The 22,273-nt window shown below is 50.3% G+C and carries 19 protein-coding genes; 10 read left to right on the plus strand and 9 right to left on the minus strand.

Going from position 1 to position 22,273, the window contains the following annotated elements; all coding sequences use genetic code 11:
* Window positions 1-13: 13 nt before the first annotated feature.
* Window positions 14-505 (minus strand): YciE/YciF ferroxidase family protein, encoded by a 492-nt coding sequence (locus J9880_RS24300; protein ID WP_119824523.1) that lies wholly within the window; start codon window positions 503-505, stop codon window positions 14-16.
* Between the two features lie 314 nt (window positions 506-819).
* Here J9880_RS24300 and J9880_RS24305 point away from each other — a divergent pair, with 314 nt between their 5' ends.
* The 3 genes from J9880_RS24305 to J9880_RS24315 all read left to right on the plus strand — a co-directional run bounded on the left by J9880_RS24305 (window position 820) and on the right by J9880_RS24315 (window position 3,260).
* Window positions 820-987: a con-10 family general stress protein gene (locus J9880_RS24305; protein WP_119824521.1), complete on the plus strand. Its 168-nt coding sequence runs from the start codon at window positions 820-822 to the stop codon at window positions 985-987.
* A 161-nt stretch (window positions 988-1,148) separates the two neighbouring features.
* Window positions 1,149-2,342 (plus strand): zinc-dependent alcohol dehydrogenase, encoded by a 1,194-nt coding sequence (locus J9880_RS24310; protein WP_232770656.1) that lies wholly within the window; start codon window positions 1,149-1,151, stop codon window positions 2,340-2,342.
* A gap of 522 nt (window positions 2,343-2,864) precedes the next feature.
* Window positions 2,865-3,260, plus strand: coding sequence for a hypothetical protein (locus J9880_RS24315; RefSeq protein ID WP_232770658.1), 396 nt, complete (start codon window positions 2,865-2,867; stop codon window positions 3,258-3,260).
* A 29-nt stretch (window positions 3,261-3,289) separates the two neighbouring features.
* On the opposite strand, the gene J9880_RS24320 is transcribed toward J9880_RS24315, so the two are convergent.
* Both J9880_RS24320 and J9880_RS24325 read right to left on the minus strand, forming a co-directional pair.
* Window positions 3,290-4,612: an IS4 family transposase gene (locus J9880_RS24320; protein ID WP_232770659.1), complete on the minus strand. Its 1,323-nt coding sequence runs from the start codon at window positions 4,610-4,612 to the stop codon at window positions 3,290-3,292.
* Between the two features lie 114 nt (window positions 4,613-4,726).
* Entirely contained in the window at window positions 4,727-4,999 is a 273-nt protein-coding gene (locus J9880_RS24325) for a DUF883 family protein (RefSeq protein ID WP_131694154.1), read from the minus strand.
* A gap of 383 nt (window positions 5,000-5,382) precedes the next feature.
* Here J9880_RS24325 and J9880_RS24330 point away from each other — a divergent pair, with 383 nt between their 5' ends.
* The 4 genes from J9880_RS24330 to J9880_RS24345 all read left to right on the plus strand — a co-directional run bounded on the left by J9880_RS24330 (window position 5,383) and on the right by J9880_RS24345 (window position 10,467).
* Window positions 5,383-5,946, plus strand: a complete 564-nt coding sequence (locus J9880_RS24330; RefSeq protein ID WP_232770660.1) for a fimbrial protein — start codon at window positions 5,383-5,385, stop codon at window positions 5,944-5,946.
* Window positions 5,947-6,008: 62 nt separating this feature from the next.
* Complete coding sequence (locus tag J9880_RS24335) at window positions 6,009-6,746, plus strand: fimbrial biogenesis chaperone (protein WP_232770661.1); 738 nt, start codon at window positions 6,009-6,011, stop codon at window positions 6,744-6,746.
* 204 nt (window positions 6,747-6,950) lie between these two features.
* Window positions 6,951-9,365, plus strand: coding sequence for a fimbria/pilus outer membrane usher protein (locus J9880_RS24340; RefSeq protein ID WP_232770662.1), 2,415 nt, complete (start codon window positions 6,951-6,953; stop codon window positions 9,363-9,365).
* Window positions 9,366-9,411: 46 nt separating this feature from the next.
* Window positions 9,412-10,467: a fimbrial protein gene (locus J9880_RS24345; RefSeq protein ID WP_131694157.1), complete on the plus strand. Its 1,056-nt coding sequence runs from the start codon at window positions 9,412-9,414 to the stop codon at window positions 10,465-10,467.
* 165 nt (window positions 10,468-10,632) lie between these two features.
* Here the strand turns inward: J9880_RS24345 and J9880_RS24350 are convergent, their stop codons facing one another.
* Window positions 10,633-11,256, minus strand: coding sequence for a response regulator transcription factor (locus J9880_RS24350; RefSeq protein ID WP_232770663.1), 624 nt, complete (start codon window positions 11,254-11,256; stop codon window positions 10,633-10,635).
* Window positions 11,257-11,579: 323 nt separating this feature from the next.
* Here J9880_RS24350 and J9880_RS24355 point away from each other — a divergent pair, with 323 nt between their 5' ends.
* A complete protein-coding gene (locus tag J9880_RS24355; protein ID WP_131694159.1) occupies window positions 11,580-12,209 on the plus strand; it encodes a response regulator transcription factor in 630 nt (209 codons plus the stop codon).
* Between the two features lie 165 nt (window positions 12,210-12,374).
* Window positions 12,375-14,291 (plus strand): ATP-binding protein, encoded by a 1,917-nt coding sequence (locus J9880_RS24360; protein ID WP_232770664.1) that lies wholly within the window; start codon window positions 12,375-12,377, stop codon window positions 14,289-14,291.
* A 19-nt stretch (window positions 14,292-14,310) separates the two neighbouring features.
* Here the strand turns inward: J9880_RS24360 and J9880_RS24365 are convergent, their stop codons facing one another.
* The 5 genes from J9880_RS24365 to J9880_RS24385 all read right to left on the minus strand — a co-directional run bounded on the left by J9880_RS24365 (window position 14,311) and on the right by J9880_RS24385 (window position 20,586).
* Entirely contained in the window at window positions 14,311-14,856 is a 546-nt protein-coding gene (locus J9880_RS24365; protein WP_232770665.1) for a helix-turn-helix transcriptional regulator, read from the minus strand.
* A 52-nt stretch (window positions 14,857-14,908) separates the two neighbouring features.
* Window positions 14,909-15,733: an EAL domain-containing protein gene (locus tag J9880_RS24370; RefSeq protein WP_165497982.1), complete on the minus strand. Its 825-nt coding sequence runs from the start codon at window positions 15,731-15,733 to the stop codon at window positions 14,909-14,911.
* A gap of 189 nt (window positions 15,734-15,922) precedes the next feature.
* Window positions 15,923-18,466, minus strand: coding sequence for a malto-oligosyltrehalose synthase (treY, locus tag J9880_RS24375; protein ID WP_232770666.1), 2,544 nt, complete (start codon window positions 18,464-18,466; stop codon window positions 15,923-15,925).
* Entirely contained in the window at window positions 18,463-20,250 is a 1,788-nt protein-coding gene (gene treZ / locus J9880_RS24380) for a malto-oligosyltrehalose trehalohydrolase (RefSeq protein WP_232770671.1), read from the minus strand. Before treZ ends, treY begins: the two co-directional genes overlap by 4 nt.
* Before the next feature lie 144 nt (window positions 20,251-20,394).
* A complete protein-coding gene (locus J9880_RS24385) occupies window positions 20,395-20,586 on the minus strand; it encodes a cytochrome c oxidase subunit II (RefSeq protein ID WP_232770673.1) in 192 nt (63 codons plus the stop codon).
* A 296-nt stretch (window positions 20,587-20,882) separates the two neighbouring features.
* Here J9880_RS24385 and J9880_RS24390 point away from each other — a divergent pair, with 296 nt between their 5' ends.
* The gene (locus J9880_RS24390) at window positions 20,883-21,989 is read left to right on the plus strand and encodes an ABC transporter substrate-binding protein (protein WP_232770675.1); all 1,107 of its coding nucleotides are present in this window, start codon (window positions 20,883-20,885) and stop codon (window positions 21,987-21,989) included.
* The last annotated feature ends 284 nt before the right edge of the window (window positions 21,990-22,273 follow it).

The following is a 22,273-nucleotide window of genomic DNA, read 5'->3' on the forward strand; positions in this document are numbered from 1 at the left end:
GTGTCATCCGGGATTAACGGCTCTTGCCGGAAGATTCCGCTTGCGCAATGGTCGTTAATTTCTGATCGGCATTCTTTTCTTCCTGCAATGTGGCTTCCAGAAGTTTTGCCGCCTGGGTATAACCGAGTTTTTTCGCCAGCGCGGCCAGCGTGCCGTAAGTGGCGATCTCGTAGTGCTCGACTTTTTGCGCCGCGCCGATCAGCCCCGCATCCAGAACTTCTCCTTTCTCTACGGAATCAATCAGTTCCTGCGCTTCTTCCACCAGTCCTTCCATGGCATGGCACTTCATGCGTTTGATGCGTAACTCGTCGGAGGATTCCACCACCTGATCTAAACGTTCAATCTGCCCCTGGGTTTCTTCCAGATGCGATTTGAACGCTTCAATGAGTTTAGGATCCGTTGCTGCGCGGGCCATTTTCGGCAACGCTTTGGTAATTTGACGCTCAGCGCTGTAAACATCAGATAAATCATGAATAAAGAGTTCTTTCAGATTTGTAATAGACATTTCATTCTCCTTGAGGTCAGTGTAAATACCTCCCTTAGCTTAGCCGTTCTCAATAAATAGCGATAACATTGAGATTTTTCTTAATATAATTTAATAAATATCGCTAAGCTTATGAATTCCGGAAAATATGTATTCAACCGGCGATAACGACGGATTTTTATATAATTCCCCGTTGACACGCAAACTCACTGTACTAGACTGAATACCGAGCTTAACGCTCAGGACAACTTTATTATTGGACGCTTTAAAAGTTGATAATAAGTTGTATTAGGATCTTACAGAAAATAACCAAGTACATCCGATAGGAGGATATTATGGCCGATCATCGTGGCGGTTCTGGAAATTTCGCGGAAGATCATGAAAAAGCCTCTGAGGCTGGCAAAAAAGGCGGGAAAAACAGCGGGGGTAACTTCGCTAATGACCGTGAACGTGCCAGTGATGCAGGTAAAAAGGGTGGTAAACATAGCCATGACAACCGTTAACGGTTGGTATGCAGTACGTTATGGATAACACCCGGCCCGCGGCTCACGCCGCGGGCTAGTTATTTATACTCATCGTTTTATATTTCTGCCATCACAATGAGCAAATTCGCTATAAAAGCAGCTTTGGCTATTTCGGAAACATTCTGCAAGGATAATAAATCATGAGAGCACTGACTTATCACGGCCCTCACAATGTGAGCGTCGATAATATGCCTGATCCGACCATTCAGGCCAGCGACGATATTATTCTGAGGGTGACGGCTACCGCTATTTGCGGATCTGATTTGCATCTGTATCGCGGGAAAATACCGGGTACGCACCATGGCGATATATTCGGCCATGAATTTATGGGCGAAGTGGTGGAGGCCGGGCCGGAAGTGACCGCTGTCGCCAAAGGAGACCGCGTGGTGATCCCGTTTGTGATTGCCTGCGGAGAATGTTTTTTCTGCAAACTGAATCAGTATGCCGCCTGTGAAACCACCAACAGCGGCAACGGTGCGGCGCTGAATCCGAAAAAAATCACCCCACCGGCGGCGTTGTTTGGTTACAGCGAACTATACGGCGGCGTGCCCGGCGGGCAGGCCGAGTATGTGCGCGTGCCGAAAGCCAACGCCGGGCCGTTTAAAGTGCCTGACGGTTTAGCCGACGACAAAGTGCTGTTCTTATCTGACATCTTACCGACGGCGTGGCAGGCGGTAAAAAACGCTGAGATCATGCCGGGATCGTCGGTGGCGATCTTTGGTGCCGGGCCGGTGGGATTATTAAGTGCGGCCTGCGCCCGTCTGGCCGGGGCGGAACAGATATTTATGATTGACCATCACCCGTACCGGCTGGCTTTCGCGCAGGAACGCTATGGCGTGATCCCGATTAACTTTGATGAAAACGACGATGCGGCTGCCTGGATTATTGAACATACCGCCGGTCACCGTGGCGTGGATGCGGTGATTGATGCCGTCGGTTTTGAAGCCAAAGGCAGTATGACTGAAACCATCCTCAGCAATCTGAAAATCGAAGGCAGCAGCGGGAAGGCGCTACGACAATGTATTGCGGCGGTGCGCCGTGGCGGGATCGTCAGCGTGCCGGGTGTATATGCCGGATTTATCCACGGATTCCTGTTCGGCGATGCGTTCGATAAAGGGCTGACGTTCAAAATGGGACAGACGCATGTTCACGCCTATCTGCCTGATCTGCTTTCCCTGATTGAAGCCGGACAGCTTAAACCCGAAGAGATCGTCACCCATCATATGCCGCTGGAAGATGCCGCTAAAGGCTACAGTATTTTTGAAAAACGTCAGGAAGACTGCCGGAAAATCATTCTGTTGCCCGGTACGCCTTCCCGCGAATCTGCGGCGTAACGAAGAGGATTAAAGATATCTTCGAAGTGACCCTCTTTTTTAACTCTCACTAACGCATTGATTTTACTGACACTAATGTGATGAAAAAAGAGGGTATTTCAGTACAAACAGGGATAATCTTTGCAGCTCAACGCCTAATCCCGAAAACCTACCAGTTCACTGCCGTGGCAGCCGCTTGCAACGCACTGCAAATCCTAAAAACTCCCTGGAAGCAGTATCTCATTCTGATTCTTTGCCCATTTTCTCTGTGTGGATATCCAGTTATTGTCTGCTCGCTGCGGCAACATCCGCAGTCGGGTGTAGGAACCTGATCCCTCAGGCGAATGTTTTAATTTCGCCATCGCTTTGTATTACCAGAAGATAACGAAGTATTATCGTATATTGTTTTGGTAACTCGGGCGGGGCAGCTTTAGAGCTGGTCGGAGAGGGTAACCGATATTCCTACCCCCGCCTGAGTTGCCACCTAAGTGTAGGAACTTAAGTGGTAGCGCGATACGCAATCTAATATTAGGTTCTGATCAAATGGATATTACTCAAACCACCGAAACATCCCCCGATTCATGGACACTCACCGATCGCTGCCGTTTGCTGGCGCACGCACTGGTGAATCCGCAAAATAAAGGCGCACAGGACAGACTTTGCGTGATGCTGCAAAACCAGCTTGAATGCCTTGAAGCGACGTTATCGCTGCCCGTTCCGGAGCACCGGAAAGATTTAGGCATACCGCTGGACGACGGCTTATATGATTACGCCGATCTCGAACCCGACGAACTTTGCGACCAGTGCATGGCGCTGAACTTCACGCTGATGACGCTGCACGACAGAAAGATAAAAGAGATCATCGCGTATATCTTGTGGGAGCGTTTTGAAATGCTGCGCTGTTCGCTGTATTCCTCATCTGAGGAGTTTGACGCATGAAAAAAGACTGGCACCAGGCCTAATGCCGGTCACTTAAGGTGACCGGCATTGTTTTTTAAGGGATATTTCGACCTTTTTTCTCTCACTTCCCTGGCATATTCACGCTCACGCCTCGGGGGGAGTTTTAGCATCGCTGCGTTGCTGTAAAAATGCTTCAGATGACCCGGGATGGCTCCCGCTGATGCCCACGGCAGCCCGATTAACAACCGTAATATCTCCGACACTGCACCGCTAAAACTCAGCTGATAAGGCAGATAATCTCCCTTCAGGCTGAATGCCATCTTGATCATCTGGTAACGAACAAGGTTATGAGTCAGCAGGATACCCCACAGTTCCTGCCTGACCATTTCCGGCAGTTTGCTTCTCAACGCCCACCGGTTCCCCAGTAAAAACTGCTTAGCCTCCCGGTATCCTAACTCGATTTCCCAGCGATGCTTATAAAGCTCCGCCACGCTGGCGGCCGGATAACGCATCGCATCCGTCATTGACGTCACAACCTGCCGTTCAACGCCATTGACCTTCCGGCGGATAAGCCGCACGGTTATTTCTTCCGGCAGTCCTTCCCACTGTTTTCTGGCCTGCGGTGACGTTTTCAGCCGTATCAGCTCGTCCTGTTTGCCGAGCTTACACACCACCTCGTACTGCGTGTTCTTTTTCAGCGGCGTCAGCCAGTGGCGATTTTCGCCCGCATTATGCCAGTCATGTAGCAGTCCTAAAGAGTAAAAACCCTTATCAAACAGCGTAATACTGTTATCCGGCGCGCTGTCTGCCAGATGTGCCGCCAGGCGCATCTCGTTAACGTCGTAACTGTCCATCACACTGGCCCGCAGCAGGTGGCTGCTCAGTTCCATCAGGCATACCATGCGGACCTGAGGATATCCGCGTTCACCGTGCTGGTTAGAAGCCTTACCGAAGGCCTCTGCATTTTCAGGCGTGTCCTGCGTATGCCAGACTACGCCATCGACGGCATTGAGTGTCAGTCCGTGCCAGAGAGGATGTTTTACCTCTGCATGCCAGTGTTGCTGAGTGATATCAAACAGAACCCGGATGGCATCTTCACCTAACGTTTTTCTGCGGGCAATAACGGAGCTGGGTACGGTGAATGAGCGTCCGGTTCGGTCAACAATATCCATCAGATTAACGATATGACTCATAGGCTTATTGTTGAATATGGCCATAGCGATAACCAGCCAGACCATGGACTCGAGGGGGAGTTTACGCTTGCGTAGGGTGACGGTGTCAGTAAGAGAAAAAGCTTGCTGAATGAGGTCAGGAGACAGGAGGTCAGCGAGGCTTTGAACTTCATCGGGGGCAGTAAGATTGATAATACCGAGAGCTTGTGAAAGTTCCATTTAAAAAGGGTCCATGTTGAGCATGAACCCTTTTTACACGAGCCACCGGATCGGTCAACTGATCCTTAAACGATCGGCATTAGCCCGAAGGCCTTTTTATCGGTACAAGACGGTTTACTTACGACCCAGCAGTAACCCGAGCACGACACCAATTGCGCCGGCCGCGATCAGACCTGACAGGGGATTTTCTTTGATTTTCTCCGCGACGTCAGACACGACTTCACAGGCCTGAGCCGAGTATTTACGTGCTGCGCCTTTAATCTGGTGCTTAGGAGAATCAACAAAATCGCCAAATTGTTTCTGCGCTTCACCGGCAAGCTGGTTGTCTTTGTCTTCGAGCTTATCTGCCAGATGGTTTGCATCTGCATCGATATCATGTGAGGACATATCTCTATCTCCTTTAGTTAACCGTTATTAAGCGTAGTCGAGATTTTAAAATCTGGGTGTTAATACGGAATAAAAAACGGCCATGCTGTAAGAATATGTTAATAATACGGATTTCTCTTAATTAACTGCCCTGAGGAGATCGCGGTTTTTTTAGTGGGCCGTTTTATTTCAAATACAACATCAGCAGGTAATAAATAATCGCAAGTTACGTTAAATAATAATGTTGCCGTGAGATTATTCCTACAACGAATGTAATCCTCCTGACATATTTATTCACTTATTTACGTCATAGTTATTTCATCCTTCAGAGACCGCTATCCGGGTCCGACGGGAAGGAATAAAAGACGCTTATTTTAATTGATGTGCAGATGGATGATAGAATTATGAAAAAATTAAATATTGCTTTCGCAGCGACCACATTGGCGCTGATTTTGGGTCAGCAGGCATACGCGGCAGATGGCACCATTACTTTTAATGGTGAAGTTACTGACGTGACCTGTATTGTTTCTGCGGGTACAGGTGCGGATACCACTATCAAGTTGCCTACCGTTGCGGTAAGCGCATTCGGCAGCCAGGCCAATACCACCGCGGGCGCAACGCCTTTTGCTATCTCTTTGACCGGTTGTGCGAGTACGGCTGGCGCGCTGGCACAGCCAAAAAGCGTAGCGGTGTATTTCGAGCCGGGTAGCAATGTTAATGCGGACGGGCGTTTGAACAACACCGTTACGACCGGTGGCGCAACCAACGTTGATATTGCGCTCTATCAGGCTTCTGCGAATACCAAACCACTCGGATTAGGTAAGATCCCTTCTGCGGGGTATTCCACTATTTCAAGCACTGCGCCTGCAACCACCATGAATTTCCTGGCGAAGTATTATTCCACAGATGTTGCTGTAACTTCCGGTTTAGTTTCTTCCAATGTCACTTATTCCATTGTTTACCCATAAGTTTTGTTAGTAATCCGCGCGGGCTTCCCCGCGCGGCTCTATTATTAAAAGGATTTTGTATCATGACAAGGTTATTTCATGGCAAACGTATGCACATTGCCGTGCTGCTCTTCAGCTTTTTTATTCTCCCTGTGACCGCGCAGGCATCTGTCGTCGTGACAGGAACCCGGGTTATTTATCCTGAATCGGCCCGTGAAGTGACCGTAAAACTCAATAACGGAGGCAGTACTCCTGCTTTAATCCAATCATGGATTGATAACGGCGACCCGAAAGCCACGCCTGACGTTGCCAGTTCACCTTTTATTCTGACACCGCCTATCGCGCGCATCGACAGCCATAAAGGTCAGGTGTTACGCATTCGTTTTGACGACGATAAAACGCTTCCACAAGATAAAGAATCTATTTATTGGTTGAATATTTTAGAGTTGCCACCTTCCGTCGAGGACGGCTCGAATAAACTTAAAATCGCTGTGCGTACACGTCTCAAGATGTTTTACCGCCCATCAGGATTACAAGGGGATGCGGATAAAATGGCGGGGGATCTGGAATGGACAATGGTGCGCAGCGGAAATAAAACCACACTGGATTGTTATAATCCCGGTGCTTATTACGTGTCTTTAAATAGTGTAAAGGTGGGGGGTAAAAAAGTCGAATTAAATATGACTAATGGCACGGTTGCACCAAAACAAACTCAGCATTTTGAAATGGATAACAATGCGACTCCCGGAGCTTCGATTAATTACAGCACGATTAATGACTATGGTGCGGTTATGGCATGGGATTCAACATTAAAAAATTAAAATAATATTCCTCTCACAAAATATCTGAGAATTTTTCCTTGGTGGAAAAAGCGCGGGTTACTTATGAATAAGCCAGTTTTTACCTTAAAAAGTCACTGCTGTATTAAATCTGACTGCCAACTTCATCCTCTGAAAGTTGCGGTTCTGATGGCGGCAGGTCTCTGGCAAATACCTTTCAGTGCTCATGCGCAATCGGGTGCCGATATGCTCATCGCTAATTTTGATAAATCTATGCTGTGGGGTCAGGGAGCTCGCAGCATAGACCTGACGCGTTATGCCGAAGGAAATCCTGTTGAACAGGGGATCCAGACGCTCGACGTGACGATTAATACGCGCCAGGCTGGCATGTTTGACATCAAATTCAACGAGGGTGATCGTCCAGGGCACGCGAGACCTTGCCTGAATACCACGTTGCTGGACAGTTTGGGTGTCAATCTTGAGAAATTAGCGACGGTCGCGGGTTCCATCAACAGCGAAGGATGTCTGGACTGGACGAAAATTCCTGACGCGACTTACGAGGTCAGCACGGGTGATCAGTCGCTGACACTCAGCGTGCCACAAATCTATATGCGCACGGATCCGCATGGTTACGTCAGCCCTTCGCGCTGGGAAAATGGGGTGACTGCCGGTTTTATCGATTATGCCCTGAATGGTTATCAAAATAGCCGGACAGGCCACACTGACCAGAGCCTGTATGCCTCGGCCAATATGGGACTTAATTTCGGAGCCTGGCGCTTGCGTCAGCGTTCTTCCCTTAATTGGAACGACGAAAGCGGTCACAAGCTCGATGCTATCAGCACCTATGTGCAGCGGGATATCGACGTGCTTCGCGCTCAGCTGACAATGGGTGACACATTCAGCGACGGAGATCTGTTTGATTCTGTTTCAGTCCGTGGCGTGCGACTTGCCTCAGATGATCGGATGTTGCCTTCTTCGCAAACGAGCTACGCGCCCGTGGTGCGCGGAATTGCGGCCACCAACGCGCGGGTCACTATCCGTCAGCGCGGTTATGTCATTTACGAAGCGACGGTTCCGCCGGGAAATTTTGAGATTTCAGATTTAAGCCCTGGTACTAACAATGGCGATCTGGATGTCACGGTGACGGAAGCGAATGGTGAAGAAAAACGCTTTATCGTGCCATTTTCTTCTATTGCACGTTCACTGCGTCCCGGCGTCTCACGCTTTACCACCACAGCTGGCGTGGTCCGCAACCTTCAGTACAACAATCAGCCGCACCTTGTTCAGGGCACCTGGCAACACGGTTTAACGAACATGGTGACGCTCTACGGCGGGCTGACAGGATTTGAAGAATATAAAGCCGCCCTGGTCGGGATGGTGCTGGGTACCGAGTGGGGGGCAGTGGGGCTGGACGTTACTCAGGCCCATACCGACCTGGGACAACAGAGTTTCTCTGGCCAGTCCGTGCGTGTCAGTTATAACAAGATCCTCACGGATGTGGGCACCGACGTCACTCTGGCGGCTTACCGCTATTCAACGGATGGTTACTTCGGTCTCAGTGATGCCCTGACGGCGGTTGATCAGGTTAAGGCGCAGGGTGACGATACGGCTGACAATATCCGCCGTCTGAAAACCCGCAGTGAAGTCGTGATCAACCAGCGGCTTACCGACACGGATTATGTGTATTTCAGCGGTTCCCGGCAGGATTACTGGAATGGCAGCGGTTACGATAATCAGCTGCAGGCCGGTTATACCAGAACATGGAGCTGGGGAAATACCAACCTCAGCGTGGCTCGTGCTCAGGATCCTTATGGCAAAGACGATGACAACATTATGTTGAGTGTCTCGGTTCCCTTTGGTGCATCAGGATACCTGACCAGTTCTGTCAGTCGGGATAGTGACGGGGGCGCTAATCTGCAAACGTCCTTTAATTCCAACGCCGGAGAAAATAGTCGCCTGAGCTATGGGCTCAGTGCCGCCTACGACAGAGCCAATGACGCCACCCGTAGCAAAAGCCTGAGCAGTAATGCGCAGTATCGGACATCTTTCGGCACACTCAATGGTTCCCTCAGTGAAGGGACTGATTTCCGTCAGGTTTCAGCGGGTATGAGCGGTTCTGTGGTTGTGCATCCTATGGGCGTGACCTTCGGGCAAAGTCTGGGTGACACCATCGGGATCATCAGCGCGCCGGGAGCCAAAGGGGCTCAGGTTCTGAATGCGCAAAATGTGTCACTGGATAGCAGTGGTCAGGCCGTGGTGCCTTATCTTTCAGCCTACCAGCGAAACGAAGTGGCACTTGACCCGAAAGGGTTGTCTGACGATGTCGAACTGAAAAATACCAGCCTTGAAGTCATACCTCGCAGCGGTGCCGTGATGCTTGTGCAATATGACACCCTCAACGGTCATGCCATTTTGATCCAAAGTCGTCGTGCCGATGGTACGGCGTTGCCATTTGGTGCCAGCGTTTTCGATTCTACGGGGCAGGAAGTCGGCATCGTCGGACAGGGTGGGCGTATATTTGCCCGCCTGAAAGAAAATAGCGGAAAACTGTTTATTACCCTGGGAGATAAAGAAAAACCACTTTGCATAATTCCTTATCGCTTAAATCCACAGGATGAGAATAAAAAGAATATGGTGAAAATAAATGCCGTTTGTAACTGATTACACTGGAGTTAATTCTTCTGGAAATAAAAGGTAATAAGTCATCATGAAAGATTTATTGGCTCTGAAAGTATTGCGGATCCTGCTGCTGGCACTGGCATCCTTATGGACGTTGCCCGTTATTGCAGGTGTGTCCTGTACGTCAAACCCTGCAACTGCCACTTTAACGGCCACCATTCCGGCAGTCAGCACCGTGGTTACGGTCGGCAGCCCGGGGAATCGCTATTTAACGGACTGGTTTTCTGCACCCGCATCAGGCTACAGCAGTCTCTACACAGGATGTGTTGTAGGAAATATTACTCTGCAAGGGAAAATTGCATTGCAACCCGCCGGGAGTAGCATTGATGGTTATGCCATCTTCAAAACTAACGTTGATGGGATAGGCATTATTGTTCAGGGGCGTAACCGTAACAACACGGGGCCAGCGCTAGGTACAGATTGGGTTGATATCATTACAGGAAGTACCAGCTACTGGGATGGAAGTTTTACAGCACGGCTGGTTTCAACAACAACAACCATTCAGTCAGGCTCGGTGACATTACCCGGAACAATCGGTTACTTACGCATCGTCGATAAAAATGATGTGGCGGGCAGCAGCACTATCATTCCGGTCAATCTTGTGGTCAGCGGGAGTATGACATTTACGTCGCAAACCTGCACTGTGAGCGCGAACTCTAAAAACATTGGGGTGTCCTTAGGCAAAGTGAACAGCAACGCGATCACCACCGGCGGGAGTTCTCTGGTCCATTCACCCTTCACGATTAATCTGGACTCCTGTTCTGTCACGTCAGGCTTAAGCGTCAATATGACGTTCACGGACAATAACAATCCGGCCAATACCAGTAATATCCTTTCGCTGACGAATGATGGTAAGCAGGCGACCGGTCTTGGGATCCGCATTATCAATCAGGCCACCCAGCAACCCGTTAGTTATGGTCCTGATAGCGCGGTAGTCGGAAATCCCGGGCAATTCAGGGTGACGACAACCACCGGCGGAAGTCTGTCTATTCCCTTTATGGCGACCTATATTAAATCAGGCTCAGAGCCGATTGTCGGAGGAACGGCAAATGGTGTGGCGACTTACACAATGAGTTATCAGTAAACCGGTCCTTCGAAGATTGATGACTAAAACTGGGTGATACAAAGCGTGCAAGAATAAATATTGAAGCTTAATTATTAAGGCTTCAATATTTATCTGGAGGAGATTTTAAGGATGTCACTCGGAGGTCATTAATATGACATGTGGATATGAAATATTTGCAACAACCTAAAAATTTCGCGCCACAATCCCCGAAAGTTCAATCACATTCTTGGCATTCAGTTTTTGCATTAATCGCATTTTATAGGTGCTAACCGTTTTATTACTGATTAATAAGTCTCTGGCAATTTCTTTATTGCTTACGCCACGGGCAAGGTAACGCAGAACAGTGACTTCACGGTTGGATAACAAAGTTAATAATTCCTGTTCGCGAAGTTTTGTTCCGGGGCTGTGAAAGTGAAGAGAGTCTGTTGTCGGAAAACAGCTGAACCCCATCTGTACCGCCTTGATGGCCCCAATGAGTTTGTTCAGATCGTTGTTTTTACTGACGAAGCCATTAGCCCCGACACGAATGCAGCGCGCGATGTAAATATCCGGGTTAAGGCCGGTAAGAACAATCACCTTTGCGTCAAGGTTTGAATCCTTAAGACGCTTAATCACTTCAAAACCGTCTAACCCCGGCAGGTCGATATCCAGCACGATGATGTCGGGATGCAATTTTCGCGTCAACTCCAGTGCATTGATCCCATTGTTAGTTTCCCCCACCACCCGATATTTTTCCTTTTCCAGTAATATATTCAGAGCAAGGCGGATAATGGGTTGGGCGTCTACAATAAGAATATTACACATCATGGTTCCTAAGGTTTGGATTAATTTTTCTGACCTGCTAGGACTGATATCGTCCGGTGTGAATCTTCTAAAAGAATACTGCCCTGATATCCCGCGTTAATCAGGGATAGACGTTATGTAGTAAAACCACATAAAAAATATTGATAAAACCAGTATGACAGTATTATTTGTAGGGGTATGTCAGGCTTGTCCTGAAAGCTGTAGGGCATTTCTGACGGCGCTGTCAGTTAAGTCAGAACAAGATTTCACTCATCTGCGCGGGCACTGGGTTCACAGCTATAATGTTTAAAGAAAATCTGAGCGGATCATGAAACGGGAGAAAGACGGTGAAAAGTGTTCTGATTGTCGATGACCACCCCATGATACGTTTCGCCGCCCGGTTACTGCTGGAGCAGCATGGTATGAAGGTAGTCGGTGAAACGGATAACGGTATTGAAGCCCTCAGCCTTGCCCGGACGATTCAACCGAATATCGTGATCCTTGATATCGGTATACCCAAGCTCAATGGACTGGAAGTCATCGACCGCTTACGGGCGCAGAATCCCGCGATTAAAGTGCTGGTTCTGACCTCCCTCAGTCCGGCGGTATATGCGCATCGCTGTATCTTAGCGGGCGCGTCGGGCTTTGTGAGTAAAACTAATAACCTGAATGAACTGGCCAGCGCCACCAATGCTGTACTTTCCGGGTTCCGGTATTTCCCAGATACGACGAGGGTTACGCCTGACGCATTTACGGAGGCATCGCAGGAATTACCATTAATACATTCCCTTTCCGGGCGGGAAATCACTGTGCTCAAGTATTTAACCGCAGGGCTGACAAATAAAGAAATTGCCCGTGAAATGCTGATCAGTGATAAAACGGTCAGTACTTATAAATCCCGCCTTCTTGTCAAGCTGAATGCCAGAACGCTGGTAGATCTCATTGAGTTTGCCAGCAGAAACAGCGCCAGCCTTTAATGAATTTTGCATAGGATCGTAATGCCAAACCTTGAACAGTCCTTTCCCTGGGAAATCTGGCTCGCACTGGCACTGATATTATTTGTCAGCGTTGTCCTGTGGAACGGTTATCTGTTGCGACAAATACGTCTGCGTAAAAAGGCCGAAGATAAACTCGCTGAGCAGATGAACTTCCAGAAAGAATTTTTCAATATTATTCCCCATCCTGTTTATGTCCGCGATCGGGAAGGTCGATTAGTGACGGCCAACAGCTGTTTTTTTCAGGCGACGGGCGAACAGCAGGAAACTTTGCTGGGTAAGAAGATCACTGAAGTCAGCTGGTTTTCTGCAGAGGAAGGACCGTTTTATCAGACGCGGTATCTTGAGGCTTTAGCTGACGGAAAAAACATTCTGGAAGACCTCAGGTTAAAGATAAAAGACGAGTTCATTGATGCAGAAGTCTGGCTAATACCCTACAAAAATGCGCAGGGCGAAATCTCAGGCATGATAGGTGGCTGGACAGATGTCACCGAGCGTTACCGGCTATTGAACGAGGTGGAACATGCCAGACAACTGGCTGACGATGCCCGTGAACTGGCTATTCGCGCTAATCAAGCCAAAGGGATATTTCTGGCGACCATGAGCCATGAAATTCGCACACCGGTCAGTGCCGTGCTGGGAATGCTTGAACTGACACTCAGGCAAGCAGAGAAAGGGCATCTGGAAAAAGAGGCGATTGAAACCGCTTACGATTCGGCTAATTCGTTGCTGGTGTTATTGGGCGACGTTCTGGATCTGGCCAAAATTGAATCGGGACAATGGGTCTTATCCGCGCAAAGATGTAATCCCCTGCACCTCACGCAGTCAGTTATCAAAGTCTTTAGCGGGCTGGCCGGTGAAAAGAATATTTCATTAGCGTTCGTCACTGAAGGGCCTGTTGGCCACGATGTTCTGCTGGACGCCCAGCGTTTTCGGCAGGTACTCAATAATCTGATCAGCAATGCTGTAAAATTTACCGACACAGGTGGCGTCATCGTCACGTTAACGGCTGAGAAAGCTGATGAGGCGAATACCCTGCTGACTTTATGCGTGCAGGATACGGGAACAGGTATCGCGGTTGAAGATCAGGATAAGCTGTTTAAATCCTACAGCCAGCTTTACTCCGGCGCACAACAGCATCGCGGCGGCACGGGGCTGGGGCTGGTGATTTGCAAAGAAATCGTTGAGAAGATGGGGGGTGACATCAAACTCACCAGCCAGGCCGGAAAAGGCACACGCATCGATGTCACACTTAAGGCTCACTGTCCTGGATCTCCGGCGGAAGAAAATACCATTTTAGCTCCGCAGAACGATGCGTCTGCCGATGGTTACCCGCTCAATGTCTTGGTGGTTGATGATCACCCTGCGAACCGTTTGCTGCTTCGAAAACAACTGGAATTCCTCGGGCATCACGTATGGCTGGCGCAGGAAGGGGAGGAAGCGTTTTCACACTGGAAAAAACAGTCATTCGACGTGGTTATCACGGACTGCAATATGCCCGGCATAAACGGTTATCAGCTAACCCGGTGGATCCGTGATTCTGAGCGTGAGCAGGGCCAGAAAACTTGCGCTATTTTGGGGCTGACGGCCAACGCGCAATACGAAGAAGTCGAACGGTGTCAGCTGGCGGGAATGGATACCTGCTTATTTAAACCGTTAAATCTGCAACAGCTACGCCAGCAACTCGAAATCCTGCACAGCGATCCTTTGCCCGTTCCCTGCTGTGACCCCGACGGACTGGAAGCACTGACCGGGGGAAATCGTTCCGCCACGGTTCAGCTCATCAATGGGATCATCAAAGCAAATCGTGACGACCTGAATAAAATCCGGCTCGCGGATGAGCAGGGGGATAGAGAAAAGGTGGCTGAAATCACTCATCGTATAAAGGGAATTGCGAATATGCTGACGGCTCAGCCCTTAGTGAGCCGGTGCGAGGAATTAGAATTGCAATGCGGCACCGCAGCAGACCTGACATCTGCAATTGCTTTACTGAGTGATGCGATGAACAATATAGATGACACTCTGAACGCCTGGGTGAGCCAATATAAGCAGAACAACGAATAGCGCGTTCAGTATCAGATGTTCATTTTACAGTGAAAAACCCCGCAAACCTGTTGAGTTCCTTCAGGTTTTTCACGCCGAATTTTCTGCACACGTAGTACCTCTGCGAATAAATAGTTTTGGCTGATCCGCCTAACTCACTGGCAATATGTCTGACACTTTTGCCTTTCAATGACTCATTAATAATGTAGTGCTGTTTATCTGAAATGACGACTGGTGGTGCTGGCAAACAGGTCACCGTATGAAGAGTTTCCAGAATATTTCCCAAAACATCTTTCACGGGTGCATGAATATCGAGGTAACTATAAACGCAGGATAAAGAAGGGCTTTTATTGTTGCCATCGCGACTCATTGCGATAATTTTTGGGTGTCCATGACATTTCATTATCCTGATAACCGGTTCTGGTATTCTTTCCGAGGCATCAATGAGGATGATATCATTTTCAGTGAACGGTATAATCCAGTCTTCATGCAGGAAGTTCATATCAGTGACATCCAGCCCCGCTGAGTTAAATAATAATTTAATACCATAATTTAAATAGTGGTTTCTGCTAATGAGATAAATCATTTTTAAACTCCCATCCAAAATGGATAAAAACAGATGAATAAATTCATGCGGTTTACATTCCGATATAACGATGAATAAACTCGCTGACCTGCATAGGCTCTGCCAGATAATCGCCCTGCAATCCATTAATTCCTGCCTTGCGTAACAGCGGCATTTGTTCGTATGTCTCTATGCCATCAGCGGTAACAGAAACACCCAACCGGGAAGAAAGGGTCATAATTGCATCGATGACATTTTCATAAACCAACTGTCCGTTAATGGCCTGGGTGAGGTCTTTATCAATCTTAAGGGCAGAAAGGCCGATGTTTTCTATATATTTCAGTGATAAGGAGCCCGCGCTAAAGTCATCAATGGCTAACCTGATGTCGTTTGCGACCAGGTGCTCAATGACCTGCATCGTCTTATCATCGAAATTCAACGCTGTTCTCTCAACCACTTCCAGCACAAGCGTGGCGGCATCCTTAAAAGTTCTGCTGAAATGAAGCGCTGCGTTGATCACGTCGTGTGAAGATATCTGCCCGGCAGTAATATTGAAGGAGAAATAAAAGTCCTCTGGCAGATAATTCATTATGTTTTCAAAAGACTTTTCAATTTCCTGAAACAGATGACAGATAATATCATCCCTGTAGCGACTGGCTTCCATTTCATGAATATATAAAACCGGCGAGTTATAATTATTCTCAGACTTCACCCGCAGTAAAATCTCACATCCTTTCAGCGTGAAACCATCCGCGCTAAAAACAGGCTGGATAAACGGATGAAATTCATCGCGCTTAATTGTTTTTTGCAAAACCCTCTCCTCAGCCACGTGCTGTAAGTTTTTTTTATTTCTGGAAATGACGTCGGCCAGCGAAAGAAGCGCGTTATAAATAATCATTACAGAGGCCCTTAACTGACGATCTGACAGAGACATTCATCTGTGAAGCTAATGACCACACAGATTTTGTTGGAAACAAGAGTATGGCAATATCGCTGAGAGAGATATGTCAGGGAGGGGCTAAAAGTTGTAGGAAATTTCTGCACTAACATTTTTTCTATCTGAAAATGCCAGCGCAGGTCGTGGGATTTATTTATCTGGATTGTTTTCAGTAAGACCGGACAAACTCAGCACTACCGGTTCATCACGCGGCCAGGTACTGAGATCTATCCTGTCGGTCGCACGGAGTTCCCTGCCACTGTGCAGGTCAGAATAGGTTCGGTTAGCCAGCGAAGCGGGCAGCAGTATCTGCATATCCCATCCGTCTTCAGTCTGATTAAAGTGAATTTTTTGCGCATCAAAAACCTGACGCGGTGCTGCGAAAATCACCGCATCGTTCCTGAAGGTTCGTGCAAATGCGATCACGTTTTTGGAGTGATCTCCCGCTGCGGTCAGCGCAACGTAATCACCCTGCAAAAACAACGCAGGTTTTTGCAGGCGGTAACGGGCGAGTACCGCAACCACATGTTGCTTCAGTTGTCCGCTTGTCCAGGCGGTTTCGTTATCCCACACCGGTTTTTCTCCCTGAATCAGCAGCCTTTCCAGCCCGGCAAAATCCGGCAGGCGGCGGTTATCCGGATCCACCAGACTGAAGTTCAGCGCTTCGCTGCCCTGATAAATATCCGGCACGCCGGGAGCCAGCATTTTCAGCGCAGTCTGCGTCAGGCTGTTGACCAGTCCGGCGTGGATAAACGGCTGTATCGCGTCATGAAAATCTTGCAGAAAACGCCGGTTATCCGGCGACAGAAGATGTCGGGCATAATCGAGCACCGCCTTCTCATAGTCTTCGTTGCTGTTATCCCAGTTGGTGCGCAGCTTGGCTTCCCGCAGGGCTTTCTCCACGAAACCCTGAAACCGTTCATCCAGTGCCTGTAAACCGGCCGCATCGTCGGGATTAAGCGTCACCGGCCACGCCCCGGCCAGCGCCTGATACAGCATCCAGGTCAGTGCCGGACGCGGTGCCGGACCGTCCGGCAGCATGATCACGTTTGCCTCATTCATCTTGTGCCAGCGGCTGACACACGCCGCCCAGCGTTCCGGCGCTTCGGTCAGGGTGAACAGTCGCGCACGGGCATCTTCGCCGCGTTTGGTGTCGTGGGTGGAGGTGGCGGAAAGCGCGTCCGGTTGCTCCTCAAGGCGTTTACGCATCTCGTCATGGAAGCGATCCGGTGAGAAGGTGCGCGGCAGCGGTTCGGCCCCCACTTCGTTCAGGGCCAGATCCATGTTCTGCCGGAAGAACAGCGTGTCTTCCACCGATTTCGCCATCAGCGGGCCGGTCAGTTGCTGGAAGCGGGTGCGGAATACCGTGGCTTGTGCGGACGTGGCGGGCGAGGTGCGGGCATAGAGAATGCGCGCCAGAAAACTGAGCGTCTCCGGCGCAATAAACAGCGCCGTGCTTTTGACTTTTCTGATAATCCGGCACAACAGCGCCGCATCTTCCGGCGGCAGACCCTGCGCGGTGCCGTAGGTGCGATACACCGGAAAGGCGATCAGCAGTTCCCGCAGCGCCAGCCGGACGGCGTTGTCATCCGTACTGACACCTTCGGTGGCGGCAATCTCCAGCGCCAGTTTTTGCAGCGTGGTGAATTCCCCCTCGAAATTCTTATCGGTCATCATCAGTTTGGCCGCCCGCAATTCCTGTTGCATATCGACGGGCTGACCGACCACGTTGTCATAGTGGTCGCGCAATACGGCAATGTGTTCGTCATTCACCAGCACATCGGACAGCGAGGCAATAAACTCATAACCGGTGGTGCCGGAAACCGGCCAGTCCGGCGGCAGGCGCTCGCCTTTGCCCAAAATCTTCTCCACAGTGATGTAGCAGTCTGCCCCGGCTTTTTCCCGCAGACGCATCAGATAGGCTTTTGGATCGGCGAGGCCATCCACGTGATCGACCCGCAGACCGTCCACTTTGCCGGATTTCACCAGTTCCAGAATCAGCCGGTGTGTGTCGTCAAACACCGCGTCATCCTCCACGCGCACCCCGGCGAGACCGGTGATTTCAAAAAAGCGGCGATAGGAAAGTTCACGCGGCGCATCGCGCCATGACATCAGGCGGTAAGGCTGGCGCCCATGCAGTTCAGCGATATCGGATTTACTCAGCGTTTTTTCACCTGCCTCCAGCGTGCCGGGGGCAACGGGATAAAAGGTGTCGAAATAGGCGAGGGCAGGCTCGCCGGTTTCAGGATCGGGGGCAAGGCGGATATCGCCTTTTTCCAGCGCGTCTTCAAAGGATTCGCCGAGAAAAGGCAGGGTCAGAGGCTGCGACCAGTCGATGTCAAAATGCCGCGCGTAACGGCTGTTTTCCCCGTGCTGCACCACATCGCGCCACCAGCGGTTTTCCAGCGAGGCCGCCATATGATTAGGCACGATATCGAGGATCAGCCCGAGTCCGGCGGCTTTCAGCGCCTGCGACAGGCGGTCAAACCCGGCCTGCCCGCCGAGCGCCGGGTCGATCTCATTGGCGTCGGTGATATCGTAACCGTGCTCAGACCCGGTGGTGGCGGTAAACACCGGCGAGGCGTACAGGTGGCTGATGCCGAGTTTTTTTAAATACGGGATCAGCGCCGTGGCGGTGTCAAACGTCAGCCCGTTACGGAACTGAAGCCGGTAGGTCGCAGTGGGTATCTTCACGTTTTAGCTCCCGGAGAAAAACGGACAATCAGCGAACCCAGCGCGGAAGTCGCAGCATCCTGCGGCCAGGCAAAAAGTGTGTCACCCGGCAGCGTCGGGAGAAGGTGATTGTCAGTGCCGATATTCAGCGTCATTGACAGGGTGCCACGCGGGAACGTCCAACTGACGGAAAGAAAACCTTCAGACGTTTGCAGGATCTCACCGACGTCGCCCTTCGCGGGCGTCAGTAACGGCACAATATATTTCTGCCGCAGCGCCAGCAGTGTGCGGGCCAGCGACAGGGCGTGCTGGCCTTCGGGGTCTGAACATGTCTGCCAGCGGAGTGTCGATTGTTCAAAGGTGCTGAGCGCGTTCGGATCCGGCACCGCGTCCTGATCGTATCCGCTGTGCCCGGCAAATTCCCGGGCGCGACCTTCGCGCACCGCCTGCGCCAGTTCCCCTTCAAAATCGGTGAAGAACAGGAACGGCCGGGTCTCGCCATATTCTTCGCCCATAAACAGCAGCGGGATATGCGGCGATAACAGTAACGCAGCGAGCAGCAGACGGGTACGCTCCGCGCCCGCCAGCGTGATCAGCCTTTCCCCGTGCGCACGGTTGCCGATCTGATCGTGATTCTGGATGAAATCCACAAAGGCGACCGGCGGCTGTCTGTGGCTGACCGCGCCGCGTGGCTTACCGGTTTGCGGTGACATCTCGCCCTGATACGCAAATCCCTCCGCCAGCGCGCGGGCGGCCAGTTGTTCGGGATGCGTGGCGAAATCCTGATAGTAGGCATGGCTTTCGCCGGTGCTGAGCACATGGATCGCGTTATGGAAATCGTCATTCCATTCGGCGGTAAACAGCGGCACGTTGCCGTCGGCGTTGCGCGGGTGCAGAAACGTAACGTTGCGGCTGTCTTCGGTGGTCAGATGCACCGGGCGGTCGGTAATTTCTTCGCGGATACGCTCGGCGATCTCGATCAGGATATGCGGTTCTGAGACATCCTTCATCTGATCGACCGCGTCAAAACGCAGCCCGTCCAGCCGGTATTCCTGCAACCAGTAAAGCGGGGCGTCGAGAATATACTGCCGTGCGCCGTCAACCTGATAAGCGATGCCTGCGCCCCAGGCAGTCATGCGTTCGGGGTCGAAAAACGCCGGTGCCAGTCGCGGCAGATAATTGCCTTCCGGCCCGAAATGATTCAGCACGATATCCAGCACCACGGAGATGCCGACGCCGTGCGCGGCATCGACAAAGGCTTTGAACTCTTCCGGCGTGCCATACGCTGAGTGCGGTGCGTAGAGCAACACGCCGTCATAGCCCCAGCCACGGTTGCCGCCGAACTGCGCCAGCGGCATCACTTCGATCATGGTGATGCCGGTTTCAGCCAGATACGGCAGTTTTTCCGCTGCCGCCGTAAAAGTACCTTCGGGGGTGAATGTCCCGATATGCAGCTCATAAATTACGCTTTCTTCCCACGGACGGCCTTGCCAGCGGGTGTGTTGCCATTCATATTGCGTGGAAGAGACAACCCGCGACGGGCCGTTCACCTCCGCCGTTTGCGCGCGGGAGGCCGGATCAGGCAAGGCGGTGCCATCGGCCAGCACAAACTGATATTCCTCACCGGCAGAAACGCCGGTCACCCGCGTGTCAAACCAGCCGTCCTCCGACGCGGTCATTTCCCGGTCGGTGCCGGAAAGCCTCAGTGTGATCTGTTGCTGACCGGGCGCCCAGACACGAAAATGCACCGTCCCGTCGGCCACGAATCTGGCTCCCCAGCGTGTCGCAAATGCGGTGTGTGGCATCTCTTTACCTCCCAAACAAATGAGTGAGTAAGCAGGCAGTTAGCAAACGAATAATAATGATAGACGAGGATGAGCAGGAGGGGATCTTATCTGACAGCAGGCCCCGGCAAATACCGGGGCAGTGAGGGATGCGTTGATCAGATATCAGGAAGAAGAGGTGAAAAACACGATGGATATAATGAAAGAGACCACGGTCCCGATCAGCAACATGCAGTTGTGCGGGGTGAAGAACTTCTTGTTTGCATTGCTTTTATGCGCTTTCACCAATAACCACAGCATCATGATGCCAACGATAATGAATATTACACCACCCGATAAACTCGCCACTGGCGCCATATAAGTATCCTTCTCAGCAGGTAAATTTTAATTATAGCTCAACCTGCCGGACGGGGATGGGCAGGCCGGGCGCGACCGCACAGATACGCCTTTGCCAAAGAGTGCGTTTCGCCGGTGAAATCGCCTTTCCACGGGATATTAGCGGTCGGGAAAATATCTTGTGCTGGCGGCTGTATTTGAGCAATGATGAGGCCGCCGTAATGGGCTATTAAGCAGTCACTTAACGGCAATCAGACCGTCACAATAAAAATAATCTCTGCCACAGAGAATAATCACACAATACCTAAGGGAATTAAATGAAGTTACTTCATGGTTTGCTTTTTATGTTGTCTGTCATGATGACCGGACAGGCCGCTGCCGCCAGCACCACCCTGACCGATGTTCTGGGAAATAAAATAACCTTAGATACCCCTGTTAAAAGAGCGGTATTAGGTTTCTATTTTGAAGATTATATGGCGGTCGGCGGTGAACAGGCGTTTGACCATATTGTCGGCATCTCCCGCGAGGCCTGGCATGGCAAAGTGCCGGCGAACTGGGATATGTATATTAAACACCGTCCCTCCATCGCTGAAATTCCGGATATTGGCGAAATTGACCTGCACAACGTGTCACTGGAAAAGGTGATCAGCCTGAAGCCGGATGTGGTCATTCTGGCAAGCTGGCAATACGCCGCCCTGAAGTATGAAGTCACGCAACTTCAGAGCCTCAACATTCCGGTTGTCGTGCTCGATTACAACGACCAGACCGTGGAAAACCATATTAAATCAACGGAAATCATCGGGGTATTAACCGGCCAGACTGACCGTGCGCACGAGCTGGCTCAGCTTTATAAAAATAACCTTACGCTGATTGAAGAGCGGATCCGACAGGCAAATCTGCCCAAACCCAAAGTCTATATTGAGTTCGGTAATAAAGGTCCTGCAGAGTATTCATTTACCTACGGTGAAAATATGTGGGGCGTGATGCTGCGTCTTGCCGGGGGCGAAAATATCGCGGCGCCGTTTGTGAAACAGTGGGGCGAAATTAATCCTGAGCAATTACTGGTCTCTAAGCCCGATGTCATTTTTATTTCCGGCAGGGAAAACAATAAAGTCGATACGGCGGCTGAGATGGGTATCGGTGTGAATGAAGCCACGGCCAGAGCGAAACTCAACGGATTTGCTCACCGCAACGGCTGGAGTTCATTACCGGCCATTCAAAATGACCGACTCTTCGGGGTTTATCAGGGGGCGTCCCGTACCCTTGTGGATTTCACCATGGTGCAGTTTATTGCGAAATCCCTTTACCCTGATTTATTTAAGGATATTGATCCGGTAAAAAACTATCACGATTATTATAAAAAATACCTGCCTGTCATGCCGGTGGGGACGTTTGCGTTATCGGCCAGCGGGGATAATCACTAAGATTTTTTATTATTAACCCCGCCAGAATAAATGAGCGGGAAACATCATGGCGGAGAAAATTCCTAAAAACGCCGGAATTGACCCGATTTATGATTAATTTCCCGCTTACCTCCCGCGCTCTGCCGCACTATTTTTGTGACCTCCTTATTATCTTGTGCTGATTTTTTTCAGTTTCAGGCTAATTTTCATGATTTAAATAATATTTCCCGCCGCAATCTGGCGTATAAATCTTAATGTTTTGGTTATGCAACTTATTATAGCGATATCAGGGAGGGTGTCAGTAT

This window comes from Rahnella victoriana, assembly GCF_021276285.1.
GTDB lineage: Bacteria > Pseudomonadota > Gammaproteobacteria > Enterobacterales > Enterobacteriaceae > Rahnella > Rahnella victoriana.

What these genes read in the sequence shown, in the direction of transcription:
- J9880_RS24300 (WP_119824523.1), bottom strand. Translation starts at nt 505, where the DNA reads ATGTCTATTACAAATCTGAAAGAACTCTTTATTCATGATTTATCTGAT.
- J9880_RS24305 (WP_119824521.1), top strand. Translation starts at nt 820, where the DNA reads ATGGCCGATCATCGTGGCGGTTCTGGAAATTTCGCGGAAGATCATGAA.
- J9880_RS24310 (WP_232770656.1), top strand. Translation starts at nt 1,149, where the DNA reads ATGAGAGCACTGACTTATCACGGCCCTCACAATGTGAGCGTCGATAAT.
- J9880_RS24315 (WP_232770658.1), top strand. Translation starts at nt 2,865, where the DNA reads ATGGATATTACTCAAACCACCGAAACATCCCCCGATTCATGGACACTC.
- J9880_RS24320 (WP_232770659.1), bottom strand. Translation starts at nt 4,612, where the DNA reads ATGGAACTTTCACAAGCTCTCGGTATTATCAATCTTACTGCCCCCGAT.
- J9880_RS24325 (WP_131694154.1), bottom strand. Translation starts at nt 4,999, where the DNA reads ATGTCCTCACATGATATCGATGCAGATGCAAACCATCTGGCAGATAAG.
- J9880_RS24330 (WP_232770660.1), top strand. Translation starts at nt 5,383, where the DNA reads ATGAAAAAATTAAATATTGCTTTCGCAGCGACCACATTGGCGCTGATT.
- J9880_RS24335 (WP_232770661.1), top strand. Translation starts at nt 6,009, where the DNA reads ATGACAAGGTTATTTCATGGCAAACGTATGCACATTGCCGTGCTGCTC.
- J9880_RS24340 (WP_232770662.1), top strand. Translation starts at nt 6,951, where the DNA reads ATGCTCATCGCTAATTTTGATAAATCTATGCTGTGGGGTCAGGGAGCT.
- J9880_RS24345 (WP_131694157.1), top strand. Translation starts at nt 9,412, where the DNA reads ATGAAAGATTTATTGGCTCTGAAAGTATTGCGGATCCTGCTGCTGGCA.
- J9880_RS24350 (WP_232770663.1), bottom strand. Translation starts at nt 11,256, where the DNA reads ATGATGTGTAATATTCTTATTGTAGACGCCCAACCCATTATCCGCCTT.
- J9880_RS24360 (WP_232770664.1), top strand. Translation starts at nt 12,375, where the DNA reads ATGAACTTCCAGAAAGAATTTTTCAATATTATTCCCCATCCTGTTTAT.
- J9880_RS24365 (WP_232770665.1), bottom strand. Translation starts at nt 14,856, where the DNA reads ATGATTTATCTCATTAGCAGAAACCACTATTTAAATTATGGTATTAAA.
- J9880_RS24370 (WP_165497982.1), bottom strand. Translation starts at nt 15,733, where the DNA reads ATGATTATTTATAACGCGCTTCTTTCGCTGGCCGACGTCATTTCCAGA.
- treZ (WP_232770671.1), bottom strand. Translation starts at nt 20,250, where the DNA reads ATGCCACACACCGCATTTGCGACACGCTGGGGAGCCAGATTCGTGGCC.
- J9880_RS24385 (WP_232770673.1), bottom strand. Translation starts at nt 20,586, where the DNA reads ATGGCGCCAGTGGCGAGTTTATCGGGTGGTGTAATATTCATTATCGTT.
- J9880_RS24390 (WP_232770675.1), top strand. Translation starts at nt 20,883, where the DNA reads ATGAAGTTACTTCATGGTTTGCTTTTTATGTTGTCTGTCATGATGACC.